The 19,170-nt window shown below is 59.0% G+C and carries 18 protein-coding genes and 1 tRNA gene; 5 read left to right on the forward strand and 14 right to left on the reverse strand.

Annotated features, from left to right (window positions below; genetic code table 11):
* Window positions 1–16 precede the first annotated feature (16 nt).
* A complete protein-coding gene (locus tag INHI_RS0115670; RefSeq protein WP_027248239.1) occupies window positions 17–2,281 on the reverse strand; it encodes a PAS domain-containing hybrid sensor histidine kinase/response regulator in 2,265 nt (754 codons plus the stop codon).
* Between the two features lie 58 nt (window positions 2,282–2,339).
* On the reverse strand, window positions 2,340–2,945 hold the full coding sequence (gene pncA, locus INHI_RS0115675) for a bifunctional nicotinamidase/pyrazinamidase (protein WP_027248240.1): 606 nt from the start codon (window positions 2,943–2,945) through the stop codon (window positions 2,340–2,342).
* A gap of 121 nt (window positions 2,946–3,066) precedes the next feature.
* On the opposite strand from pncA, the gene trhO reads away from it, so the two are divergent.
* The 3 genes from trhO to INHI_RS0115690 all read left to right on the forward strand — a co-directional run bounded on the left by trhO (window position 3,067) and on the right by INHI_RS0115690 (window position 5,440).
* Window positions 3,067–3,981 (forward strand): oxygen-dependent tRNA uridine(34) hydroxylase TrhO, encoded by a 915-nt coding sequence (gene trhO, locus INHI_RS0115680; protein WP_014881310.1) that lies wholly within the window; start codon window positions 3,067–3,069, stop codon window positions 3,979–3,981.
* Window positions 3,982–4,230: 249 nt separating this feature from the next.
* Window positions 4,231–4,446, forward strand: coding sequence for a hypothetical protein (locus INHI_RS0115685; RefSeq protein ID WP_254656893.1), 216 nt, complete (start codon window positions 4,231–4,233; stop codon window positions 4,444–4,446).
* Window positions 4,447–4,450: 4 nt separating this feature from the next.
* On the forward strand, window positions 4,451–5,440 hold the full coding sequence (locus INHI_RS0115690; protein WP_027248241.1) for a Hint domain-containing protein: 990 nt from the start codon (window positions 4,451–4,453) through the stop codon (window positions 5,438–5,440).
* A gap of 95 nt (window positions 5,441–5,535) precedes the next feature.
* On the opposite strand, the gene hpaH is transcribed toward INHI_RS0115690, so the two are convergent.
* The 10 genes from hpaH to INHI_RS0115740 form a co-directional block, all read right to left on the reverse strand.
* On the reverse strand, window positions 5,536–6,336 hold the full coding sequence (gene hpaH / locus INHI_RS0115695) for a 2-oxo-hept-4-ene-1,7-dioate hydratase (RefSeq protein WP_027248242.1): 801 nt from the start codon (window positions 6,334–6,336) through the stop codon (window positions 5,536–5,538).
* Window positions 6,333–7,187 (reverse strand): fumarylacetoacetate hydrolase family protein, encoded by an 855-nt coding sequence (locus INHI_RS0115700; protein ID WP_027248243.1) that lies wholly within the window; start codon window positions 7,185–7,187, stop codon window positions 6,333–6,335. Before INHI_RS0115700 ends, hpaH begins: the two co-directional genes overlap by 4 nt.
* Window positions 7,184–8,167 carry a 3,4-dihydroxyphenylacetate 2,3-dioxygenase gene (gene hpaD, locus INHI_RS0115705; RefSeq protein ID WP_027248244.1) on the reverse strand — a complete coding sequence of 328 codons (984 nt, stop codon included), beginning with the start codon at window positions 8,165–8,167 and terminating at the stop codon, window positions 7,184–7,186. The genes INHI_RS0115700 and hpaD overlap by 4 nt, the downstream gene beginning before the upstream one ends.
* On the reverse strand, window positions 8,167–9,678 hold the full coding sequence (gene hpaE, locus INHI_RS0115710) for a 5-carboxymethyl-2-hydroxymuconate semialdehyde dehydrogenase (RefSeq protein WP_027248245.1): 1,512 nt from the start codon (window positions 9,676–9,678) through the stop codon (window positions 8,167–8,169). The genes hpaD and hpaE overlap by 1 nt, the downstream gene beginning before the upstream one ends.
* Window positions 9,675–10,064 (reverse strand): 5-carboxymethyl-2-hydroxymuconate Delta-isomerase, encoded by a 390-nt coding sequence (locus INHI_RS0115715; RefSeq protein WP_014881316.1) that lies wholly within the window; start codon window positions 10,062–10,064, stop codon window positions 9,675–9,677. The genes hpaE and INHI_RS0115715 overlap by 4 nt, the downstream gene beginning before the upstream one ends.
* 63 nt (window positions 10,065–10,127) lie before the next feature.
* On the reverse strand, window positions 10,128–11,387 hold the full coding sequence (locus INHI_RS0115720; RefSeq protein WP_027248246.1) for a Tm-1-like ATP-binding domain-containing protein: 1,260 nt from the start codon (window positions 11,385–11,387) through the stop codon (window positions 10,128–10,130).
* A gap of 9 nt (window positions 11,388–11,396) precedes the next feature.
* The gene (locus INHI_RS0115725) at window positions 11,397–12,881 is read right to left on the reverse strand and encodes an aldehyde dehydrogenase family protein (protein ID WP_051338972.1); all 1,485 of its coding nucleotides are present in this window, start codon (window positions 12,879–12,881) and stop codon (window positions 11,397–11,399) included.
* A 5-nt stretch (window positions 12,882–12,886) separates the two neighbouring features.
* Entirely contained in the window at window positions 12,887–14,404 is a 1,518-nt protein-coding gene (locus INHI_RS0115730) for a tripartite tricarboxylate transporter permease (protein ID WP_014873196.1), read from the reverse strand.
* A gap of 12 nt (window positions 14,405–14,416) precedes the next feature.
* On the reverse strand, window positions 14,417–14,956 hold the full coding sequence (locus INHI_RS0115735; RefSeq protein WP_014873195.1) for a tripartite tricarboxylate transporter TctB family protein: 540 nt from the start codon (window positions 14,954–14,956) through the stop codon (window positions 14,417–14,419).
* Window positions 14,957–15,022: 66 nt separating this feature from the next.
* Window positions 15,023–15,967 carry a tripartite tricarboxylate transporter substrate-binding protein gene (locus INHI_RS0115740; protein ID WP_027248248.1) on the reverse strand — a complete coding sequence of 315 codons (945 nt, stop codon included), beginning with the start codon at window positions 15,965–15,967 and terminating at the stop codon, window positions 15,023–15,025.
* A 116-nt stretch (window positions 15,968–16,083) separates the two neighbouring features.
* Here INHI_RS0115740 and INHI_RS0115745 point away from each other — a divergent pair, with 116 nt between their 5' ends.
* Window positions 16,084–16,893: an IclR family transcriptional regulator gene (locus INHI_RS0115745; RefSeq protein ID WP_027248249.1), complete on the forward strand. Its 810-nt coding sequence runs from the start codon at window positions 16,084–16,086 to the stop codon at window positions 16,891–16,893.
* Window positions 16,890–18,236, forward strand: coding sequence for an aminotransferase class III-fold pyridoxal phosphate-dependent enzyme (locus INHI_RS0115750; protein ID WP_027248250.1), 1,347 nt, complete (start codon window positions 16,890–16,892; stop codon window positions 18,234–18,236). Before INHI_RS0115745 ends, INHI_RS0115750 begins: the two co-directional genes overlap by 4 nt.
* 79 nt (window positions 18,237–18,315) lie before the next feature.
* Here INHI_RS0115750 and INHI_RS21160 read toward each other — a convergent pair whose 3' ends face one another.
* Together INHI_RS21160 and INHI_RS0115755 are read right to left on the reverse strand one after the other, a co-directional pair.
* On the reverse strand, window positions 18,316–18,663 hold the full coding sequence (locus INHI_RS21160) for a hypothetical protein (RefSeq protein ID WP_415837531.1): 348 nt from the start codon (window positions 18,661–18,663) through the stop codon (window positions 18,316–18,318).
* A gap of 203 nt (window positions 18,664–18,866) precedes the next feature.
* Window positions 18,867–18,943, reverse strand: a tRNA-Met gene (locus INHI_RS0115755).
* Window positions 18,944–19,170 lie beyond the last annotated feature (227 nt).

Below are 19,170 nucleotides of genomic sequence, written 5' to 3' on the forward strand. Positions count from 1 at the left end.
CCGGGAGCAAAGGAAATCAGACCGCGGCGCTGCGTCCCTCTGCCGGACAATGTTTGCGCAGGACCGCTAGCAGATCATCGCGATTGATCGGTTTGCTGAGAAAATCATCCATACCTGCCTTCAGACAGGCCTCACGGTCGGAGTCAAAGGCGTTGGCGGTCAGCGCCGCGATCACCGGCTGACGAATGTCCATCTCGCGGATATTGCGGGTGGCATCCAGCCCGTTCATCACCGGCATCGACATATCCATCAGGATCACATCGGGGGCAAAATCAGGCGTTTTCTCCAGCGCCTCCGCCCCGTCTACGGCAAATTCGAGCGTCACAGGTTCATCCTGCAGGTATTTCTCCACAAGAAGGCGGTTGATCCTGTTGTCCTCCGCCACGAGGATGCGCATCCCCTCTAGGGACCGGCCCGCCTGCTGGGCGCTGGCCGCAACCTCGGCGAGGTTGGCCCCGGTGGCGGGCTGCATCCGCAGATGCACCGAGAAACAGGACCCTTTGCCCGGGTCCGAGGTGACATCGATCTCGCCCCCCATCGCCTCGCACAGCAGGCGCGAGATGGTGAGACCCAGACCAGTGCCCCCGAACCGTCGGGTGATGGCCGCATCCGCCTGAGAGAAGCGTTCAAAGATCTGATCCTGCTTCTCCTTGGCAATGCCGATGCCGGTATCGGTCACAGAGAAGCGCAGGCGCAATCTGTCGCCCACCCGGCTGGTCGTGACTGCGACCCCTACGCCGCCGGTGTCGGTGAATTTCACCGCATTGCCGACAAGATTCAGCAGCACCTGACGCAGGCGCCGGTCATCGCCGTTGATGATGCGCGGCACGTCGGGTGCAATATTCAGATCAAGGGTGATGCCCTTCTCCTGTGCCTGCGGTTCAAACAGCTGCAGGGTCTGCTGGAAACAGGCGGGCAGATCGAAATCCACCTCGCTGAGGATCACCTCGCCGGCGTCCATCTTCGACAGATCAAGCACATCGTTGATCAACGACAGAAGGGTACGGGCCGAGCCGAGGATGGTGTCGGCATAGAGTTTCTGTTCCTCATCCAGCTGGGTGCGTTCCAGCATCTGCGCCATGCCGATGACACCATTCATCGGGGTCCGGATTTCGTGGGACATGGTGGCGAGGAATTCGGATTTCACCCGGGCGCCCTCCTCCGCCGCGATCCGGGCATCTTTCAGCTGCTGTTCATATTGTTTGGCGGCGGTGACATCGCGTTCGACGGCAATGATGGTTTCCACCGTGCCATCGTCGCGCAACATCGGCACCTGATTGGTCTCCAGCCAGAGCAGCTGGCCATCCTTGCGCCGGTTGCAGATCTCCAGCCGGAAGGGTTTGCCAGTGGCACGCCCCTTCTCCAGCGCCCGCACCACCGCCATATCGGTGTCATCCCCGTTGAGCAACGCGCCCGGCATTTTGCCGATCGCCTCATCGTAGCGATAGCCAGTGATCCGGGTAAACGCCTCATTCACCCAGCTGATCCGGCCTTTCTCATCCATGAGAAACACGCTGTCATTGGCATTTTCCGCCACCAGAGCCAGCCGCTGGGATTGCAGTTGCTGGGCCTGCAGCTTCGCATTGATCTGAGCGAGCTGCTTATGCTGCAGCGCCATGGCCAGAGTATTCTTGCGGCTGCGGTTGTAACGACCGACGATGAAACTGACGAAGAAGAAGACACTGAAGTAGAGCACCCCCAGACCCGCGATCTGGAACAGTTGTACCTCATCCATACCGCCGCCGGTTTCGATGATGGATTCAAGCGTGATCGCGACCAGCGGCGTCAGGCCATAAACTGCCAGCCGCGTGATACCAGCAGGCACATTGTAGGGCAGGATCACGGTGGCATTGATGGCCGCACCAATCAGGATACCTACGGTGAAAAGCGGCGTGGCATGGGCCTGATGCAGGTGATCGGCAGAATGCATGAAGACCGATGGTGACCAGGCCAAAAACGCGAGTGACAGGGCCTGAATTGCGGCGGTGATCCCACTGATCACCTGCACCTGCCGAAAGCGCCCATTCTCCCCTATGGGCGTAGCCCGGGCGAGGTAGACCGTGTCCAGCATGTCCCCAAAAAAGGCAACGAGAAAGACCAGCAAACCAACCAGCGGAAAGGTCAGCAGCCCGATCAGCGCCGAAAGCCCCGCCATCGTCATCTGGCGATAGACAAAGTACTGGCGCCGCCCATCCGCATACCGGTTGAGCAGCCCGCGCTGGCTGTATCGCCTGTTGTAGGTTTCTAATGGCCCGTTTTTGAGCGCATCGGCCTGCGACATCTGCTTGCTAGGTCCCTGATGACGACGAGTCTGTTATTATCGTCAATTCGTTAACAACTTACCCAAGGGCATCCCTCAGGTGCACGCCAGCTGTCTGCATCTTCGATATGGCCGCCGCCAGTGACCCATCCAGATCAATCGCCCGGCAGGCCGTCAGGTCAACCGTCACATCATATCCCAGCCGCGCGGCATCCAGCGCAGAGAAGGCAACGCAGAAATCAGTCGCCAGCCCAACCAGCGTCACATCCGAAATCCCGCGTTCCTGCAGGTAACCGTGCAAGCCGGTTGCCGTGCTCTGGTCATTCTCAAAGAACGCCGAATAGCTGTCTATCTCACGCCGGTAACCTTTGCGCAGGATAAGATCCCCGCGCAGGTCCAGATCCGGATGGAACTGGGCGCCTGCGCTGTCGATCACACAGTGATCCGGCCACAGGACCTGTGGGCCATAGGGCATCTCGATCATATCATATTCGGCGGCATCGCGATGTTGCGAGGCAAACGAGCTGTGATCGCCGGGATGCCAATCCTGGGTCATCAGAACCGCATCATATTGCGCCATCATCGCATTGATCGGGGCCACAACCTGATCCCCCTCCGGCACCGCCAGAGCGCCGCCCGGGCAAAAGTCCATCTGCACATCAATCACGATCAAGGCTTTGGTCATAAGGGTCTCCGCAACTTTGGTAACAGGGGTACGCGTCGCAAACCCACCCGTCAACAAAGCTGCACCGATGTCGCGGCCCGCCATCTTGCAGCGGCTTGTCTGCTTGGTGTAAAGCGGCGCCATGTATACGATTGCTGCGCTCTACCACTTCACCCGTTTCGACGATCCTGCCGCCATCAAACCGGCGCTGCTGACGCTTTGCGATACACAGCAGGTCAAAGGCTCCCTGCTGCTGGCTCAGGAAGGGATCAATGGCACCATCGCCGGCCCGCGGGCCGGGATTGATGCGGTGCTGGCGCATATCAGGGCACTGCCGGGATGCAGCGATCTGGAATGGAAGGAAGCCAGCAGCGATAAGCCGCCCTTTGGCAAGATGAAGGTGCGGCTGAAAAAAGAGATCGTGACCATGGGCCAGCCGGACATCGATCCGCGCGCCCGCGTCGGCAACTATGTGGAGCCGGAAGACTGGAACGACCTGATCCGCTCGGACGATGTGGTGGTGATCGACACCCGCAATGACTACGAGGTCGCCATCGGCACCTTTGAGGGTGCCATCGACCCGAAGACCGAGAGTTTTCGCGAATTCCCCTCCTGGTGGGAACAGAACAAGGACCGGTTTCACAACAAGCGGGTTGCGATGTTCTGCACCGGCGGCATCCGCTGCGAGAAATCCACCAATTTCCTCATTGGTCAGGGCGTCGAGGATGTCTATCACCTGAAAGGTGGCATCCTGCGCTATCTTGAGGAAATGCCGAAAGAAGACAGCAGCTGGAATGGCGACTGTTTCGTCTTTGACAGCCGGGTCTCCGTTGGCCATGGATTGCAGGAAGGCCCACATGAGCTGTGTAACGGCTGCCGCCGTCCCATTCTGCCCGAAGATAAGGCGAACCCAGCCTTCGAACAGGGCGTATCCTGCCATCTCTGTATCGATGAAACCTCAGAGGCCGACAAGGCCCGGTTCCGGGAACGCCAGAAACAGATGAAACTGGCGCGGGAACGCGGCGAGGATCATCTGGGTCATCTGCCGCTGCGCTGATCCTGACGCAAGGCCCGGAACCTGTGTCTGGTGCCCGACGTGAACGTCCGGCACAGAACCCGGGCGCAACAGTCCTGCGCGAAGACATGCGCCCCCATTGTCGCCATGCAATAGCCCGGTTAAATTCCCCAGGGTCAGTTGCCGTCCGAGCGATAGCCGGGCGGTGGCGTAAATCGATAATGTGTTTGGAGAAACGGCGCACTGCCCTAAGGTGGTAGATAGTCCTGCCTGAAGAGTGAGCCGAGGTTAATGGCGATTAGCAAGAATGCCGCATTCTGCGCTGAACTGAAGTCCCGCAACGGGATTGAGGTTGATCCGGCGGAGCGTCAGCCGGTCGAGGCTGAACTGGGCGCCGATGCAATTCAGTACAAATTGACCCCAGCCGGTCTGCGCCAGCTGTTCCAATCGCTGTCGGATCAGTCTCTGTCGGGCGGGGACACCGCCGATACCGGATCGCGAGGGTAGCGCGATGCCACAGTATACAGTCACAGCCTTCAGGTGGAGCGGGACTGGCTATAACGCCCAGTACAACACCTCCTATACCGCCACATTGGACGATGACGACGCGAGTTATCAGGGGGGGGGCGACGGCAATGAAAGCATCAGCATCAATGGCGGCGCCTTCGGCGGATCTGCGGGTACGCCTTATGCGATCAATGTTTCCTTCACCGATACTGGCGGCACCGCCCATATTGAAACTTTCTATTTCTTCAATACCGGTGGCAATTGGTATTTCGTGCCCGGGCCGGATTCTGAGTTTACGGTCGGCGCGACGCTGGGCAGCTATCAGAACCATACTTCGGGCTGGAATTATTCCAACATCACCTGTTTTGCCCGCGGCACGCTGATCGAGACGGATCGTGGCCGGATCGCGGTTGAGGCCCTTGTTGCCGGGGATCGCGTTCTGGTCGCGGACGGCAGCTATCGTCCGCTGCGCATGGTGATGAGCCGCAAGCTGTCGGCCGCTGAGGTGGCGGACAACCCCAAGCTGCGACCTGTCAGAATCACCGCCGGTGCGCTGGGGCATGGATTGCCGGAGCGCGATCTTCTGGTGTCGCGGCAGCACCGGATGCTGGTGTCGTCGAAAATCTCGGAGCGGATGTTTGTTGCCCCTGAGGTCCTGGTGGCCGCAGTGCGCCTGACTGAACTTCCCGGTATTTTTGTCGAACCAAGCGGAGAGCCGGTCGAGTATTTCCACCTGCTATGCGACCAACACGAGGTGATCTTCGCCGAAGGGGCCCCGACCGAAAGTCTGTTCACCGGCGCCGAGGCGCTGAAAGCCCTGTCCCCGGAGGCCTATGAGGAAATTACCTTGCTGTTTCCCGAGTTGCTTGCTGCACAGACCGCAGCCCGGTCAGCCTGCCCGATCCCCAGCGGCAGACAGCAACGCCAGCTGGTGGCGCGGCATCTGAAGAACAACAAACCCATCCTTGGGTGCGCCCCGACCGGCGCGCCGTGACACGCAGCCCGGTGTGCACGCAGGCAGAGATACCCTCGGGAAAGTTCGACTGAGACAGCAAGGCAACGCAGATCGCCATCGGCCATCAGATGCGTTTATGCAAAGCCAATCTCTACTGCGCCGAAGGGCCCGAAATCCGCAGCGATATCTGTGCCAGAGGGGCATTCGACAGGGCGGATGAAGCTGCCCGACAGGATGATCTGACCAGGTTCGATGCGCTGGCCATATTGCGCCATGCGGCGGGCCAGCCAGACTACGCTTTCGACCGGATCGTTGAGCACGCCAGCCCCGAGACCGGTCTCCTCAACCTCTCCATTCCGACTGGTGATCGCCCCGACCCAACGCAGATCAAATGCGTCGACCGCATGGCGCTGAGAGCCCAGCACGATACCTGCATTGGCAGCGTTATCGCTAATGGTGTCGAAGACATTTCGGCTCTGCCCGGTGGCATGGTCCTGACGCTCTATGCGGGCATCGAGAATTTCGAGAGCGGGCGCAACATAATCGGTGGCGGTCAGAACGTCGGTGCGAGTGACACCACTGCCGCCAATCGCAGTTTTCATGACAAAGGCGATTTCCGCTTCTACCCGCGGCTGGATAAAATGGCCCTTGGGAACACGCCCACCATCGGCAAACAGCATGTCATCAAAGAGGATACCGCTGTCTGGAATGTCGATATTCAGGGCATATTGCATCGCCTTGGACGTGAGCCCGATTTTCCACCCGATGACCTGACGTCCTTGGTCCAGCTTAGCCTGATGAATCGCTGTCTGGATGGCATAGGCATCGTCCATGCCCATCTCCGGGTGCCGCAAGCTGAGCAACCCGATCTGCCGACCAATTTTCTCCGCATGTAATAAATCCGCAGCGGCCTGCGCATGGTCCTGCGGCGTCATGACTGTTCGTCCTCAATCGTGTTTCTGAGAATGCCAATACCCGTCACTTCGACCTCAACCACATCGCCGGGTTTCAGGAACTGCGGCGGATCCAGCCGTGCGCCGGACCCGGTGGGGGTTCCGGTCACGACAATATCGCCCGGCTCAAGCGTCATGAAGGTGGAGATATATTCGATTTCCCGCCGGATCGGGTGCATCATGCGCGACAGGACATCGTCCTGCCTGACATCCCCGTTCACACGGGTGATGATCCGCGCGTCATCCAGCTGCACCGGGTCCCGGAACGGCACCAGCCAAGGGCCGATGGCACCGGAGTTGTCCCAGTTCTTGCCCTGGGTGACGTTGAATTTCGCGTGGCGCACCCAGTCGCGGATGGTGCCTTCGTTGCAGATGGTGAGCGCGGCGATATGGTCATAGGCGTCGGCCTGTGCGATACGCCGCCCGCCTTTGCCGATGACAATCGCCACCTCGCCCTCATAATCGAGCATATGGCTTTCGGGGGGGCGGATGAGCGGGCGATTGTGGCCGGTGAAGCCGCTGGCAAACCGGGGGAACAGCGACATGTATTTCGGCTGTTCGCTGCCGTCTTTGTATTCGGCGTTGCGGTCTGGGAAATTGACGCCGACACAGAGGATCCGCCGCGCATTAGGCAGCACCATGTCGTACTGCACGTCTGTGTGGGTGACGGATCTGCTCTCGGCCGTGGCAATCAGCTGATCCAGCCCGCCATCGCGCACCACATCCAGCAGGGTCGGCCATTGCGGGAAGTCCGGGCTAAGCGCGATCATCCCGTCATCGGTTGCGGCCCCGTAGAAAGCCTGCCCGGCGGCGCTGTAACTTGCTAACTTCATGGCGCGATGATCGGGCTGGCTTGTAACTCCGACTCCTTCGGCGTGACGCCGACAAAACTGCTGCCATGTTTGAACCAGCTTTCCGGGGCCGGCGCCCCCCAGAGCGTCTGGCGCTGCGGATCCTTCAGATCCCATTTGATCGGTTCAAGGTCGGGATCGACGGTCTGATAATCGGAACAGTAGATTTCGATCCGGTGGCCATCGGGATCGAGGATATAAAGGAAGAAAGCGTTGGAAATGCCATGTCGACCGGGGCCGCGTTCGATATTGGTCACATAGCCGGTGGTCGCCATCAAATCGAGCAGGTCGATGATATTGAGCGGGTTCGGCACCCAGAAAGCCACATGGTGCATACGCGGGCCGGTGCCATTGGTGAAGGCCATGTCATGCACGCCACCTTTGCGATGCAGCCAGGCCGCCCAGAGTTTCTTGCTGTCTTCGTCTTCGGTATATTCCGTCACCCGAAAGCCGAAATCGCTGTAGAAGGCGACCGAGGCATCGACATCATGGCTGAAGCAGTTGAAATGATCGATCCGCAAAGGTTTCACACCACGATAGAGCGCATATTGCTGGTGGATCGGCTCCAGCCGGTCCATCTTGTGGTAGAATTCCAGCGGAATACCCATGTTGTCCGAAGTCAGCAGTGTACGCCCCTGATACGGGCGCTGCACCCATTCGGTTGGCCGTCCTTTCTTGCGGAAATAGGCGTCGGCGCGGTCCAGATCCTCCTCGTCAAAGGTCTTGAACCCCATCACCTCAACCGTGCCCGGCTGATCTGATTGTTGCAGGATCACGCAGTGATGGCCGCGCTCCTCCATCGCGCGCAGATAGATGCGGTTTTCATCCGCATCGCTGACCCGCAGGCCAAGGATCTCGGTATAGAATTTTTGCGAGGCAGCCAGATCCTTGACGTTCAGGCAGACATGGCTGAGCCGGATCGTGTTGAAGTCGGGATAGAGATTTGGGGCTGGGACAGGCATCAGAGCGCTCCTAACTTCGTAACCTTGTGGGAGCCGGTGGCGAAACCGATGTGTTTTTGCTCCATGTAGAATTCAAACGACCAATCGCCGCCGTCGCGACCGATGCCGGAGGCTTTGACGCCACCGAAGGGCGTTGGCAGATGGCGCACATTCTCTGAGTTCACCCAGATCATGCCCGCTTCCAGCCTGTCGGTGAAGCGCAGCGCCCGTGTCAGATCGTTGGTCCAGAGATAGCCGGTAAGCCCATACGCCGTGTCATTGGCCAGCGACAGCGCCTCTGCTTCGGTGGTAAACGGGATCGATGTCAGCACCGGGCCAAAGATCTCCTCTTGAGCGATACGCATGTCATTGCGCGCATCCGTGAACAGGGTGGGCTTTATGAAATACCCCTCTTCGCCTACGGTCTCACCGCCAGCCGCAATTGTTGCGCCGTCTTCTGCCGCGATGTCAAAATAGCTGATGACCTTGTTGAAATGCTCTTCGCTGACAAGCGGCCCGATTTCTGTCGTGGGGTCCAGCGGGTGACCAACCCTGATATTGTTGATGCGCTCGATCAGCCGGGCTTCAAAATCGTCCCTTATACTGTCTTGTATCAGCAACCGCGACGAGGAGGTGCAGCGTTCCCCGTTGATCGAGTAGATCATGAAAATCACTGCATCCAGAGCGCGCTCAAGATCTGCATCCTCAAAAACGATGACAGGGTTTTTGCCGCCCAATTCGAGATGGTTGCGTTTCAGTGTGTCTGCGCCCTGTTTGGTAATCAGGCTGCCGGTGCGCGACTCCCCGACGAAGGCGATGGCCCTAATCGCCGGATGTTCGCAAAGCGCCTTGCCCGCCTCATCGCCAAACCCGTTGACCGTATTCAGCACTCCCGGCGGCAGGCCGGCCTCCTCAGCGATTTCGACAAGCAGGCGGGCTGTCAGCGGCGACGCTTCGGCGGGTTTGTGGACAACCGTGCATCCCGCAGCAAGCGCCGGCGCAATCTTCCAGGTCGAGAGCATGAAGGGCGTGTTCCAGGGGGTGATCACCCCAACCGGGCCGATAGGCACACGGGTGGTCACATTCATCAGCGTCGGGGATTGCAGGTGCTGCCCGTCCCGGGCCTGCACCACCTGATCAGCAAAATAGCGAAAATTCTCGGCCCCGCGCAGGGCGGCCTTGGACATGAATTTGTAGGCTTGGCCGGTATCCCAGCATTCACAGAGTGCAATCTTCTCTGCACGCGCCTCAATGCCCTCTGCAATGCGGATCAGAATTTTCTTGCGCTGGACCGCAGGCAGATCCCGCCATTCCGCGAAGGCCTGTCGCGCAGCCTGAGCAGCAGCATCAATGTCAGCCGCCGTCCCATGCGCCACATCACAGATCACGCTTTTGTCGACCGGGGATATGGTCTGGAACACGCCAGCCCCTCCGGCCACATCCGCGCCTGCGATCCGATTCCGGATCCCTGTGTCGCGGAACCGCGCAAGATAGCTCTCCAATTTGCCGATATTGCTGTCGAGCTGGCTCATGCCTTGTCCTCCATATGGTCGCGGATGTTTCCGAATTTGGGCGAGAGCTCAGCGTCGATGTCGCGCATCTCCGCTGAGAGCGCGATGGGGCGGCTCTCCATCGCGGTGCGGGCAAAATCGCAAAGCACAGAAAATACGCGCGCAGTGGCGTCTTTCTTGACCGCCTGGCTGCGCCCGGCACGCAGGCGGATGGACAGGTCAATGAACCCGTGCGCCGGATTGCCATCCGCCATCGCCACATGGTCCACCCGAACAGCCCGAACACGGATCCCGGCGGTGGGAAAGGTCTCGATCTGCGCCGCTTCGGCACGGAGTGCCTCGCAGAGTGCCGTCATGTCCAACGCCTCCTCAAGGTTGGCAGAATATTCGATCTGGAAATGCGGCATCACGGGATCCTGTGTGGTATTGGCGATGTATTACTTATCAAGTTAAGTAAAAAGACGCCTGTGTCAATGTTGTGATCCACCAATCCGCCGTTCCGGCAAAATGATGCCTTCGGCGCACCAGCTGTCAAAAATCTCCAACACTTTGTCAGCGAAGTCGGCATCATTGATGTGGCTGTCGATGCGATGCGCGGCGACATGCGCGGGTAGTCTTGCCTCAAGCTCCGCCAGGAAGGTCGCCAAACCGGCACTGTCATGGAGGTCGGCACCCTCCCGATCCCATTCTCCCAGCCCTCGTTCAGGCAGTATCATGGCGACGGGGCCGGTAGCGGTTGCCAGCTGCGTCGCATGGGCCTGCGCGACCTGCCGCCGCTCCTCCGTGTTGAGCACAACCGAGGTCAGCAGGCGATTATGCGCATGGGTGGGATGGTCGGCCCATTTCTCCGCAACCGGTTGCCAGCCAACCACATCAACGAGATCATAGCAGCCAGGCGCCACGATCTGCGGTGTACCTATGAGACCCGCATTGGTCAGCCGATCCGCTCCGGCGGAGATGGCTGATCCGTGGATCTGGTTTCCCAGTTCCTGCGTGCAGAAGTCAAACACGCAGGCAAAGGCCCGCTGCCGTGCGAGGCTTTCAAACGCCCGCCCACCCATGCCTGTGGCGTGAAATACCGCGACCTCAAAACCGCGCGCCTCTAACGCCGGCTTCAGCGGGATCACATATTTCAGCGCGGAGGTGCCAAGGGACATGATCCCGATCAACGGTTTATCCGGGTCCGGCATCTGCACAGCCCGCGCTGCACCGAGAACCGCCCCGGCTGCCTGACTAAGCGAGGCCCTGCACACGGAGTTAAGCCCATATAGCCCCCCCGCCCATAAGATCATCTGGGTATCGGGCGCCAGTCGCTCGGCAGGGATCAGAGGCGAGAAAGCGACCGTAGAGACGATGTATTTAGGCACCCCAAGCGGCAATGCGGAACAGACATCAAGTGCCAGATCGGTGCCCATGGTGCCACCCAGAATAATCACGCCGTCAAAGGCGGCAGCGCTGTGCAGCCGCGCCGCCAGTACGCAGGCACCACGCGCCATGATCTGCATGGCGGTGTTTTCATCCCCGCTGTCGATGGCAGCCTGGATAGAACTGTCACCAGCCGTTGCCACATCATGTTTTGAATAGTCGGTCGGGATCGCAGGATCGCCCAGCACCGAGACATCCATGGTCAGTACCTGGCCGCCCTGCTCGTGGATCACCCCCGCGAGGAAGCTCAACTCATCGTCTTTGGTATCATAGGTGCCGATCACCAGAATGGTTTTATTGGTCATGCCACCCCCTCAGAGTTTCATCCATGCGGTTTTCAGGTTGATATATTTGTCGATGGCGTGGAGCGATTTATCTGCGCCATTTCCGGATTGCCCGACCCCGCCAAGAGGCACCGTTCCGTCTGCTCCGCCATAGGTATTGACGTGCATGACACCGGTTCTCACACCCTGCACCATACGATGCGCCCGGGTCAGCCCGGAAGTCCAAACCGCGCCTGCAAGACCGTAGACCGTGGCATTGGCAATCCGCAGGGCTTCGGCGTCAGTCTCAAATGGCGTGACCGCAAGCACCGGGCCGAAGACCTCCTCTTGTGCCAGAGTTGCATCAGGCGTCACACCGGTGACGATTGTGGGGGCCATGTAGGACCCGCCGGTTTCCGACAACAGACGCTGTCCACCGGTGATGATCTGTCCTCCCTCGACCTCAGCTCTGGCGACAAATTGCAGGTTCCGCGCCAGCTGTGCTTCTGAATTGATCGCGCCGATCTGTGTGTCGAGCCGGAGCGGGTCGCCGACCCGCATCATCTGCGCTGCCTTCGCCACCTCTTCGACAAAGGCGTCATGAATCGAGGCCTCCACCAAAAGCCGCGACCCCGCCACGCAGACCTGACCCGAGTTGCGAAAAATACCAGCGGCGGTGACCTTCGCCGCATCTGCCAGATCCGGCGCGTCGGCAAAGACGATATTGGGGGATTTACCGCCCAGCTCCAGATACACACGTTTCAGATTGGAGCGCGCGGCATACTCCATCAGACGGCGCCCGGTTTGCCCTGATCCGGTGAAGACCAAAACGTCAACATCCATGGAGAGCCCCAGCGCCTCCCCCACCACTGCGCCTTCACCGGTGACCGCATTCATAACACCCGGCGGTAACCCGGCCTCCAATGCCAGTTCCACCATACGCATCAGCGAGAGTGACGCCGTTTCAGACGGCTTCAGAACCACAGAGTTCCCCATCGCCAGCGCTGGCGCCAGCTTCCATGCGCCAATCATCATCGGGAAATTCCAAGGGATGATCGCACCCACGACGCCGACCGGTTCCTTGTGGACCATTCCCAGGACGTCGCTAGAGGTTGGAGCGATCTCGCCATAGATTTTGTCCAGCGCTTCTGCATAGTAGCGGATGGTTGCGGCAGCGGATCCCGGTTCGGCCTTCAGCGCCATCGTGATCTCGGTGCCATTGTCGCGCACCCCCAGAACCGCCAGGTTCAGCGCGTCGGCCTCAATCAGCTCCGCCCATTTCATCAGCACCTTCTTACGCGCGGCCGGAGGTTGTCCGGCCCAGCGACGGTCCTCAAAGGCCGCGCGGGCGGAGGCGATGGCGCGCTCCATATCTGTCACTGTTCCCCGTGCGATCTGGGTCAGCAGCCGCCCGTCAATGGGTGAGAGCACGTCCATCGTCGCCCCATCGGAGGCAGCAACCTGCTGCCCGTCAATCAGATGTGAAAAACACGGCACAGGCTGCGCACGCAGGGTGTCAATTTTGGTTTGGTCCATTGGAGTTACCTTGTCTGGCTGTCGTGCAAATCGTGATCTTCATCCGGTTGATGCAACTGCCATTCCCGCACCAATGCGCGGATATGCAGCGCCAGAACCAAAACGATCAGCGCGAAAAGGATGAAGGAAATCGGGCGGTCGATCATATCCAGTGGTGTCTTGAGTCTGGGCAGGGCCGAGCGCAGCTTGACCTCCATGATGCCGCCCAGAACCATGCCCAGAATGATCGGCACAATCGGCAGGTTCAGGCGTTTGAGGATCAGGCCAAGAACGCCAAACCCTGCGGCGATCATACAATCCGTCAGGGAGTTCCGCAGCGAGTAGACCCCGACAAAGGACAACAGCAGGATCAACACACCCAGAAACCGGGTCGGGATCCGGATAATCCGGGTCAGCAGGTTGGTAGACACCATCAGAAAGGCCACCACGATCACATTCAGCAGTATCAGCGCCAGATAGAGGCCATAGACCAGATCGATATTGTTCTGAAACAGCTGTGGGCCGGGGATGACATTGTGAACATAGAACACTGACAGCATCATGGCGGTCAGAGCCTCGCCCGGAATACCAAGCGCCAGCAGCGGGATCATGGCCGCAGCCGGGACGGCGTTGTTTGCAGCCTCTGAAGCGATCAGCCCTTCGGGAGAGCCTTTGCCAAACAGATCCGGCGTCTTGGAGGTTTTCTGCGCGTAGGTGTAGCTCATGAACTGGGCCGTAAACTCACCAGTGCCGGGGATCATGCCCAAGATCACACCGCAGCCGGAGGCGACCGTGGCAACCCGCTTGTGACGCATCAATTCACGTATGCCTGCACTCATGCGTCCGGACACCGGTTTGGCATCCGGACTGTTGTCCGGTGTCGTAAGCAGAAAAAACGCCTGACTGAGCGCAAAGAGGCCAAGCACGACCACTATCAGATTCACGCCGGAGCTGAGAAAGGTCAGACCAAAAGTGTAGCGCTGGGTATAGGTCACCGCATCCAGGCCGATAGTCTGCAGAAAGATACCAAACATTGCCAACACACCGGCTGCGAATATCTGACCGCGGTGGGCGAGGATCACCAGAACAACCCCAAGAAGCGCCGCCAGAAAGATCTCTCTGGACCCAAACATCGGAGCCACCAGCGCCAACACCGGCGACAACAGGATCAAGCAACCGATGCCAAAGATTCCGCCCCAGAAAGATGCGCTATAAGCCAGCGAAAGTGCACGGTGAGCGTCGCCTTTCTGTGTCATCGGGTGGCCATCGTAAGAGGTGAGCGCATTGACCGCCGTGCCCGGCGTATTGATCAGGACCGCCGGAATTGCACCGCCATACATTGAGGAGCCGTAAATCCCCAGCAGCATCGTCAGCCCTACGATGGGGTCGAATGCGAAGGTCGCAGGCAGAAGGATTGCGATGGCGACCGCAGGCCCGACGCCCGGGATCGCACCAATCACGACGCCGCCGATTGACCCGATCAACAGCGCAGCAACCACGTCCCAGCGTGCTAGCATCTCGGCTCCGGCGAGGAGGTTTTCCATCGAGTGTTCCGTTCAGAAATAGGTCAGCATGACTTGGCGCAGCCCGTCCGGCAGCGCCTCATAAACAAGGCCGGCGGGCAAGTTCACCTTCAGCAGAGTTTTGAACAGCAGCACGATCACCCCTGCAGAAGCTGCCGCACTGGCAAGTGCTGCTGGTCGCCGGTAGCCGGCCCGCAGGGCCAGAGCGACTGCGAAAAGGACCGTGGCCGGAAGATAGCCCGCATATGGGACAGCGGCCGCATAGGCGATAAACCAACCAGCATATTCCAGTGAGGACAGCCAGAGCCAGACCTCCTGCCAGCGACCATGAATACGCTCAGACAGAGCCGAACCAAGCAGGTGAAGTGCCGCAAAACCCGCCATGCCTGTCAGTGAGACCGCAGGCCAGAACCGGGGCTGGGCAAACAGAGGACCACCTTTGCGCCACGCAGTCTGATCGTAAAGTTGCGCCAACAGCAGCAGCGCCACAATGAGGATAATCCAGGCAAACACGATATCGCCCGGTCTGCGATAGCGTTTGAACAAGGCTTGAAGCGTATTGACCCGCGACATTGGTTCCCCCGTCGTCGTGAATGGTCGTCACCGGGCGGTGCCACCGCCCGGCTTCCCGGGACGTGCTTATTCGGAAAGCATTTTCTCAATCCGGGCCATGGTCTCGGTATCGGTCTGAATCTGTGTGACCACTTCCGCCGCTGGCTGCCAGTAAACCGCCGCGCCCGTTTCTGCAGCAAGCGCCTGAGCCCGATCAGACATCACGGTTTCCTGCGCGACGGCAATAATCTTGTCGCGTACATCCTGCGGCGTTTCCTTGTGAACAAACAGCCCATTCCAAAGCGACACATCAAGATCCGGCGCCAGCTCTGCAACGGTCGGCGCCCCGGCGGTCAATGGGATCCGCTCTGAACCGATGGAGGCGAGCACCTTCACATCATCAAGGCAAGGCAGGATCAGCTGCAGCGTGGTGTTGATCACATCCACATCCCCAGAGGCCAATGTGTTGCAGTCCAGCGCATCAAACGCCGCATCCGAAGCGTAAGAAAACCCCATTTCTTTGGCCAAACCCAAAGTCACCTGAGTTGGGACCAGCGGCGCTCCGAAATGACCCAACACCACATCGTTTTCTGCCGCATGAGCCGCCAGTCCGGCGATATCATCATAAGGCGCATCAGCGCCGGCGGCGATTACAAACGGGTAGGTCAGAAAATTGCCCAATGGGACAAATGGATCCGGGCTCAGCTGCGGAATACCGATCTGCGGGCCAACCACCGGGATCGCGATAATAAAGGAGCCGATGGTGTAGCCATCCGCAGGTGCCTCCGCCACAGCAACCGCACCAGGGAATGGCCCACCGCCACCGCCGGGTTTGTTCACAACGGCAGTTGGAACATCATAGGCCGCCGAGAAATCCTCTGCGATCATGCGGGTCAGAACGTCCTCCAGATCGCCGGGCGGCCATGGCACCACAAATTCTACGGGTTTCTCTGGGTATTCGGCATGGACCGCACCAGCAGCAACTGCGGTGACCAAGGCAAGCGCGGTAACAGAGCTTTTGAATTTCGACATGTTTCCCCTCCCTTATATCGGTTCACATATTAAACCGACGTTACGCAAAAAAGGTTGCCTTGCTATCTATCATGTGTCAAATTTTTTCTGACTCCACAGGAACGGTGACCGACGACATGTCCTCTGCAACCAAAACGCTGGCACTTCTGTCGCACTTCTCGGCTGACCATCCGGAAATCGGCCTATCACAGCTGTGCAGGATTGCCGGGCGTGACAAGGCAACCACCTATCGACATCTACAAGCCCTTGAATTAGCTGGATTTGTAGAGCAGAATCCGACGACAAAGCACTATCGACTGGGGCCCGCAATCCTGCAGCTGGCGCAGGTGCGGGAGGCCACTGTCCCCCGCAAGCTTGGTGCTCAATTGCCGCTGTCGCAGCTCGCCGACGTAACTGGAGAGACGGCGCATGTCTCGGTTGTGTCAGGCACCACACTCTACGCATTGGCGTCCTGCGAATCCCCCCGGCACGGCACACGGGCGATCATCGACATCACGACTTTTCCACTTCATGCGACGGCATCAGGCCTCTGCGCGCTGGCTTTTGGTCCTGATGCCATGCTGGACGCTGCACTCTCGCAGATGGACAGGTTCACACCGCATACCGCCACCACTGCCGCGGCGCTGCACGATCTGATCACCGATGCGCGCGCAACCGGTTTTGGCTGTTCTGACCGCAGCTTTGAGGCGGAGATCCATAGTCTTTCTGCGCCGCTCTATGATCAGACCGGTCTGTTCGCGGGCGCCATTTCGGTGGCCAGCGTCGCCACGCGTGTCTCCCCCGAGCAAGAGCAGTTGATCAAAACAGAACTGATCAGAGCCAGCCGCGAAATCACCCGAAACTGGGGGGGACAGCTCCCGGTAAACGTCACATCTGCCTGGGCCAGCGGGTCCAATCAGCACTATGAAACGGATTCTACGTCATGACAGAGTCAAACTTCCTCAAGGAACACAACGGCCGCCTGATGTGGCACCCGATGACGTCGCCGCAGGACAGTGTCGCACAGCCGCCCAAGATCATCACCGGTGCCGAGGGCGTATTCATCACGGACATTGACGGCCATCGGGTCATCGACGGGGTTGGTGGCCTTTGGAATGTGAACCTCGGCTATTCCTGCCAGCCGGTTAAGGACGCAATGGCCGCTCAGCTGGACAAGCTGCCCTACTATTCGACATTTCGCGGAACCTCGAATGATGCTGCAATTGAGCTGTCCTATGAGCTCAGCCGGTTCTTTGAACCAGATGGGCTCAGCCGAGCCTTCTTTACCTCGGGCGGCTCTGATTCGGTGGAGACCGCGTTGCGACTGGCGCGGCAGTATCACAAACTGCGTGGCGACAGCGGCCGAACCAAATTCCTCAGCCTCAAAAAGGGCTATCACGGCACCCATATCGGCGGCGCCTCGGTAAACGGAAACGCCAATTTCCGTACTGCTTATGAACCCTTGCTTCCCGGCTGTTTTCATATCCCCGCCCCTTATACCTATCGCAACCCCTTCGATGAAAGCGACCCGGAGCGTCTGGCGCAGCTCTGCGCCGCAGCACTGGAGGATGAGATCGCTTTTCAGGGCGCCAATACGATTGCCGCGATGATCATGGAGCCAATCCTCGGGGCAGGCGGTGTGATCCCGCCCCACCCGTCATTTGCGCCAATGGTCCAGGAGATCTGCAATCGCAACGGCATCCTGTTGATCACCGATGAGGTGATCACGGCTTATGGCCGCACAGGGGCCTGGTCCGGGGCCCGCCTCTGGGGCATCCAGCCAGACATGATGTGTACCGCAAAAGCCATCACAAACGGCTATTTCCCGTTTGGTGCTGTTATGTTGGGTGCCCGGATGATCGAAGTCTTCGAGGACAACCCCGATGCCAAGATTGGCCATGGCTATACTTATTCCGGCCATCCCGTCGGTGCGGCGGCCGCACTTGCCTGTCTCGCAGAGATGCAGCGCCTGAATGTGACTGCAACAGCAGCGGCGCGCGGTGCGCAGTTATATGAGGGCTGTCTGGCCCTGAAGAAGCGTTTTGATGTCATCGGCGATGTCCGTGGCGGCTACGGGTTAATGATAGCGCTCGAACTGGTGAGCGATCGCCAGACACGGGCCCCGCTTGACGGGCGTAGGGCCCTGGCCCTTCAGGAGGCCTGCTATGAAGCCGGTGCGCTGATCCGGGTTTCGGGTCCAAACGTGATACTGTCTCCACCGCTCATCATGAGTGAAGCCGATACGCGCGGTTTGCTAGACGCCCTACGCGTGGGTCTTTGCGCGACCTAACACAGGATAGCGCTCTGGTGTGGATTCGGTGCAGCCCGCTACGCCGCGTCAGCAGCGTAGCGCCACGGCATGAGTTCAATCAGACGTGTGATTTTATCGTCCGCGATTTGGGCCACTTGTGCAGTCGTCCAGATTTCCAGATCATCGGGCAGAGACTTTGACCGGGATTGGTGCAGCCGGACGCGCTCCTCTGGCTGCAGGCCCCTTGCATCTTTTTACACGGCATAGAGTTCTGCGATACGGGGGATCCCCGCTTCAGAAACGGCCAGCCCTTGCGATTGGAGCATATCAACGAACTTGCGCCGTATATGAGCCATGTACTCCCTAGCAGGCGCATGCGAAGCATGCTGCCGAGAAGGCAAGCAACTTCACTGACAGCGCCAGAGCGGTACAGGTCATTGAAGCCAGAATATCCTTCAGCGTACATCCAGCCTTTGTAATTGGCCAAATGAGCCGAAAGGTGTTCACCTTTCCTATTGGATGTGAACCGGTTCCTATTGGATGTGAACCGGTACCAGGCGGCACGGTGCCACAGACCGGCTTGCTTCCACGTTGCTTCCAGCGACGTCTACACAATGCAAACAACCCCGCCGAAGCGGGGTGTAAGGTGTTGATATTTCTTTAAGATTTTGGTTGCGGGAGTAGGATTTGAACCTACGACCTTCAGGTTATGAGCCTGACGAGCTACCGGGCTGCTCCATCCCGCGACATTTTTATTTAGGCTCTGGCGCGTTTCGCTATTTGAGCCTTTATGTGCTTTATCACTGATGTTGTGATTGAGCATTTGTCCCTTCAGAGGGGTATATCTGAAGGTATTTTTTGTTGTTATCGTTTAGTTTTATGGATTTTACTAGGTTTGGCGGTGACCTACTCTCCCACGCCTTAAGACGCAGTACCATCGGCGCAACAGTGCTTAACTTCCGGGTTCGGGATG

This window comes from Phaeobacter inhibens DSM 16374, from assembly GCF_000473105.1.
GTDB lineage: Bacteria > Pseudomonadota > Alphaproteobacteria > Rhodobacterales > Rhodobacteraceae > Phaeobacter > Phaeobacter inhibens.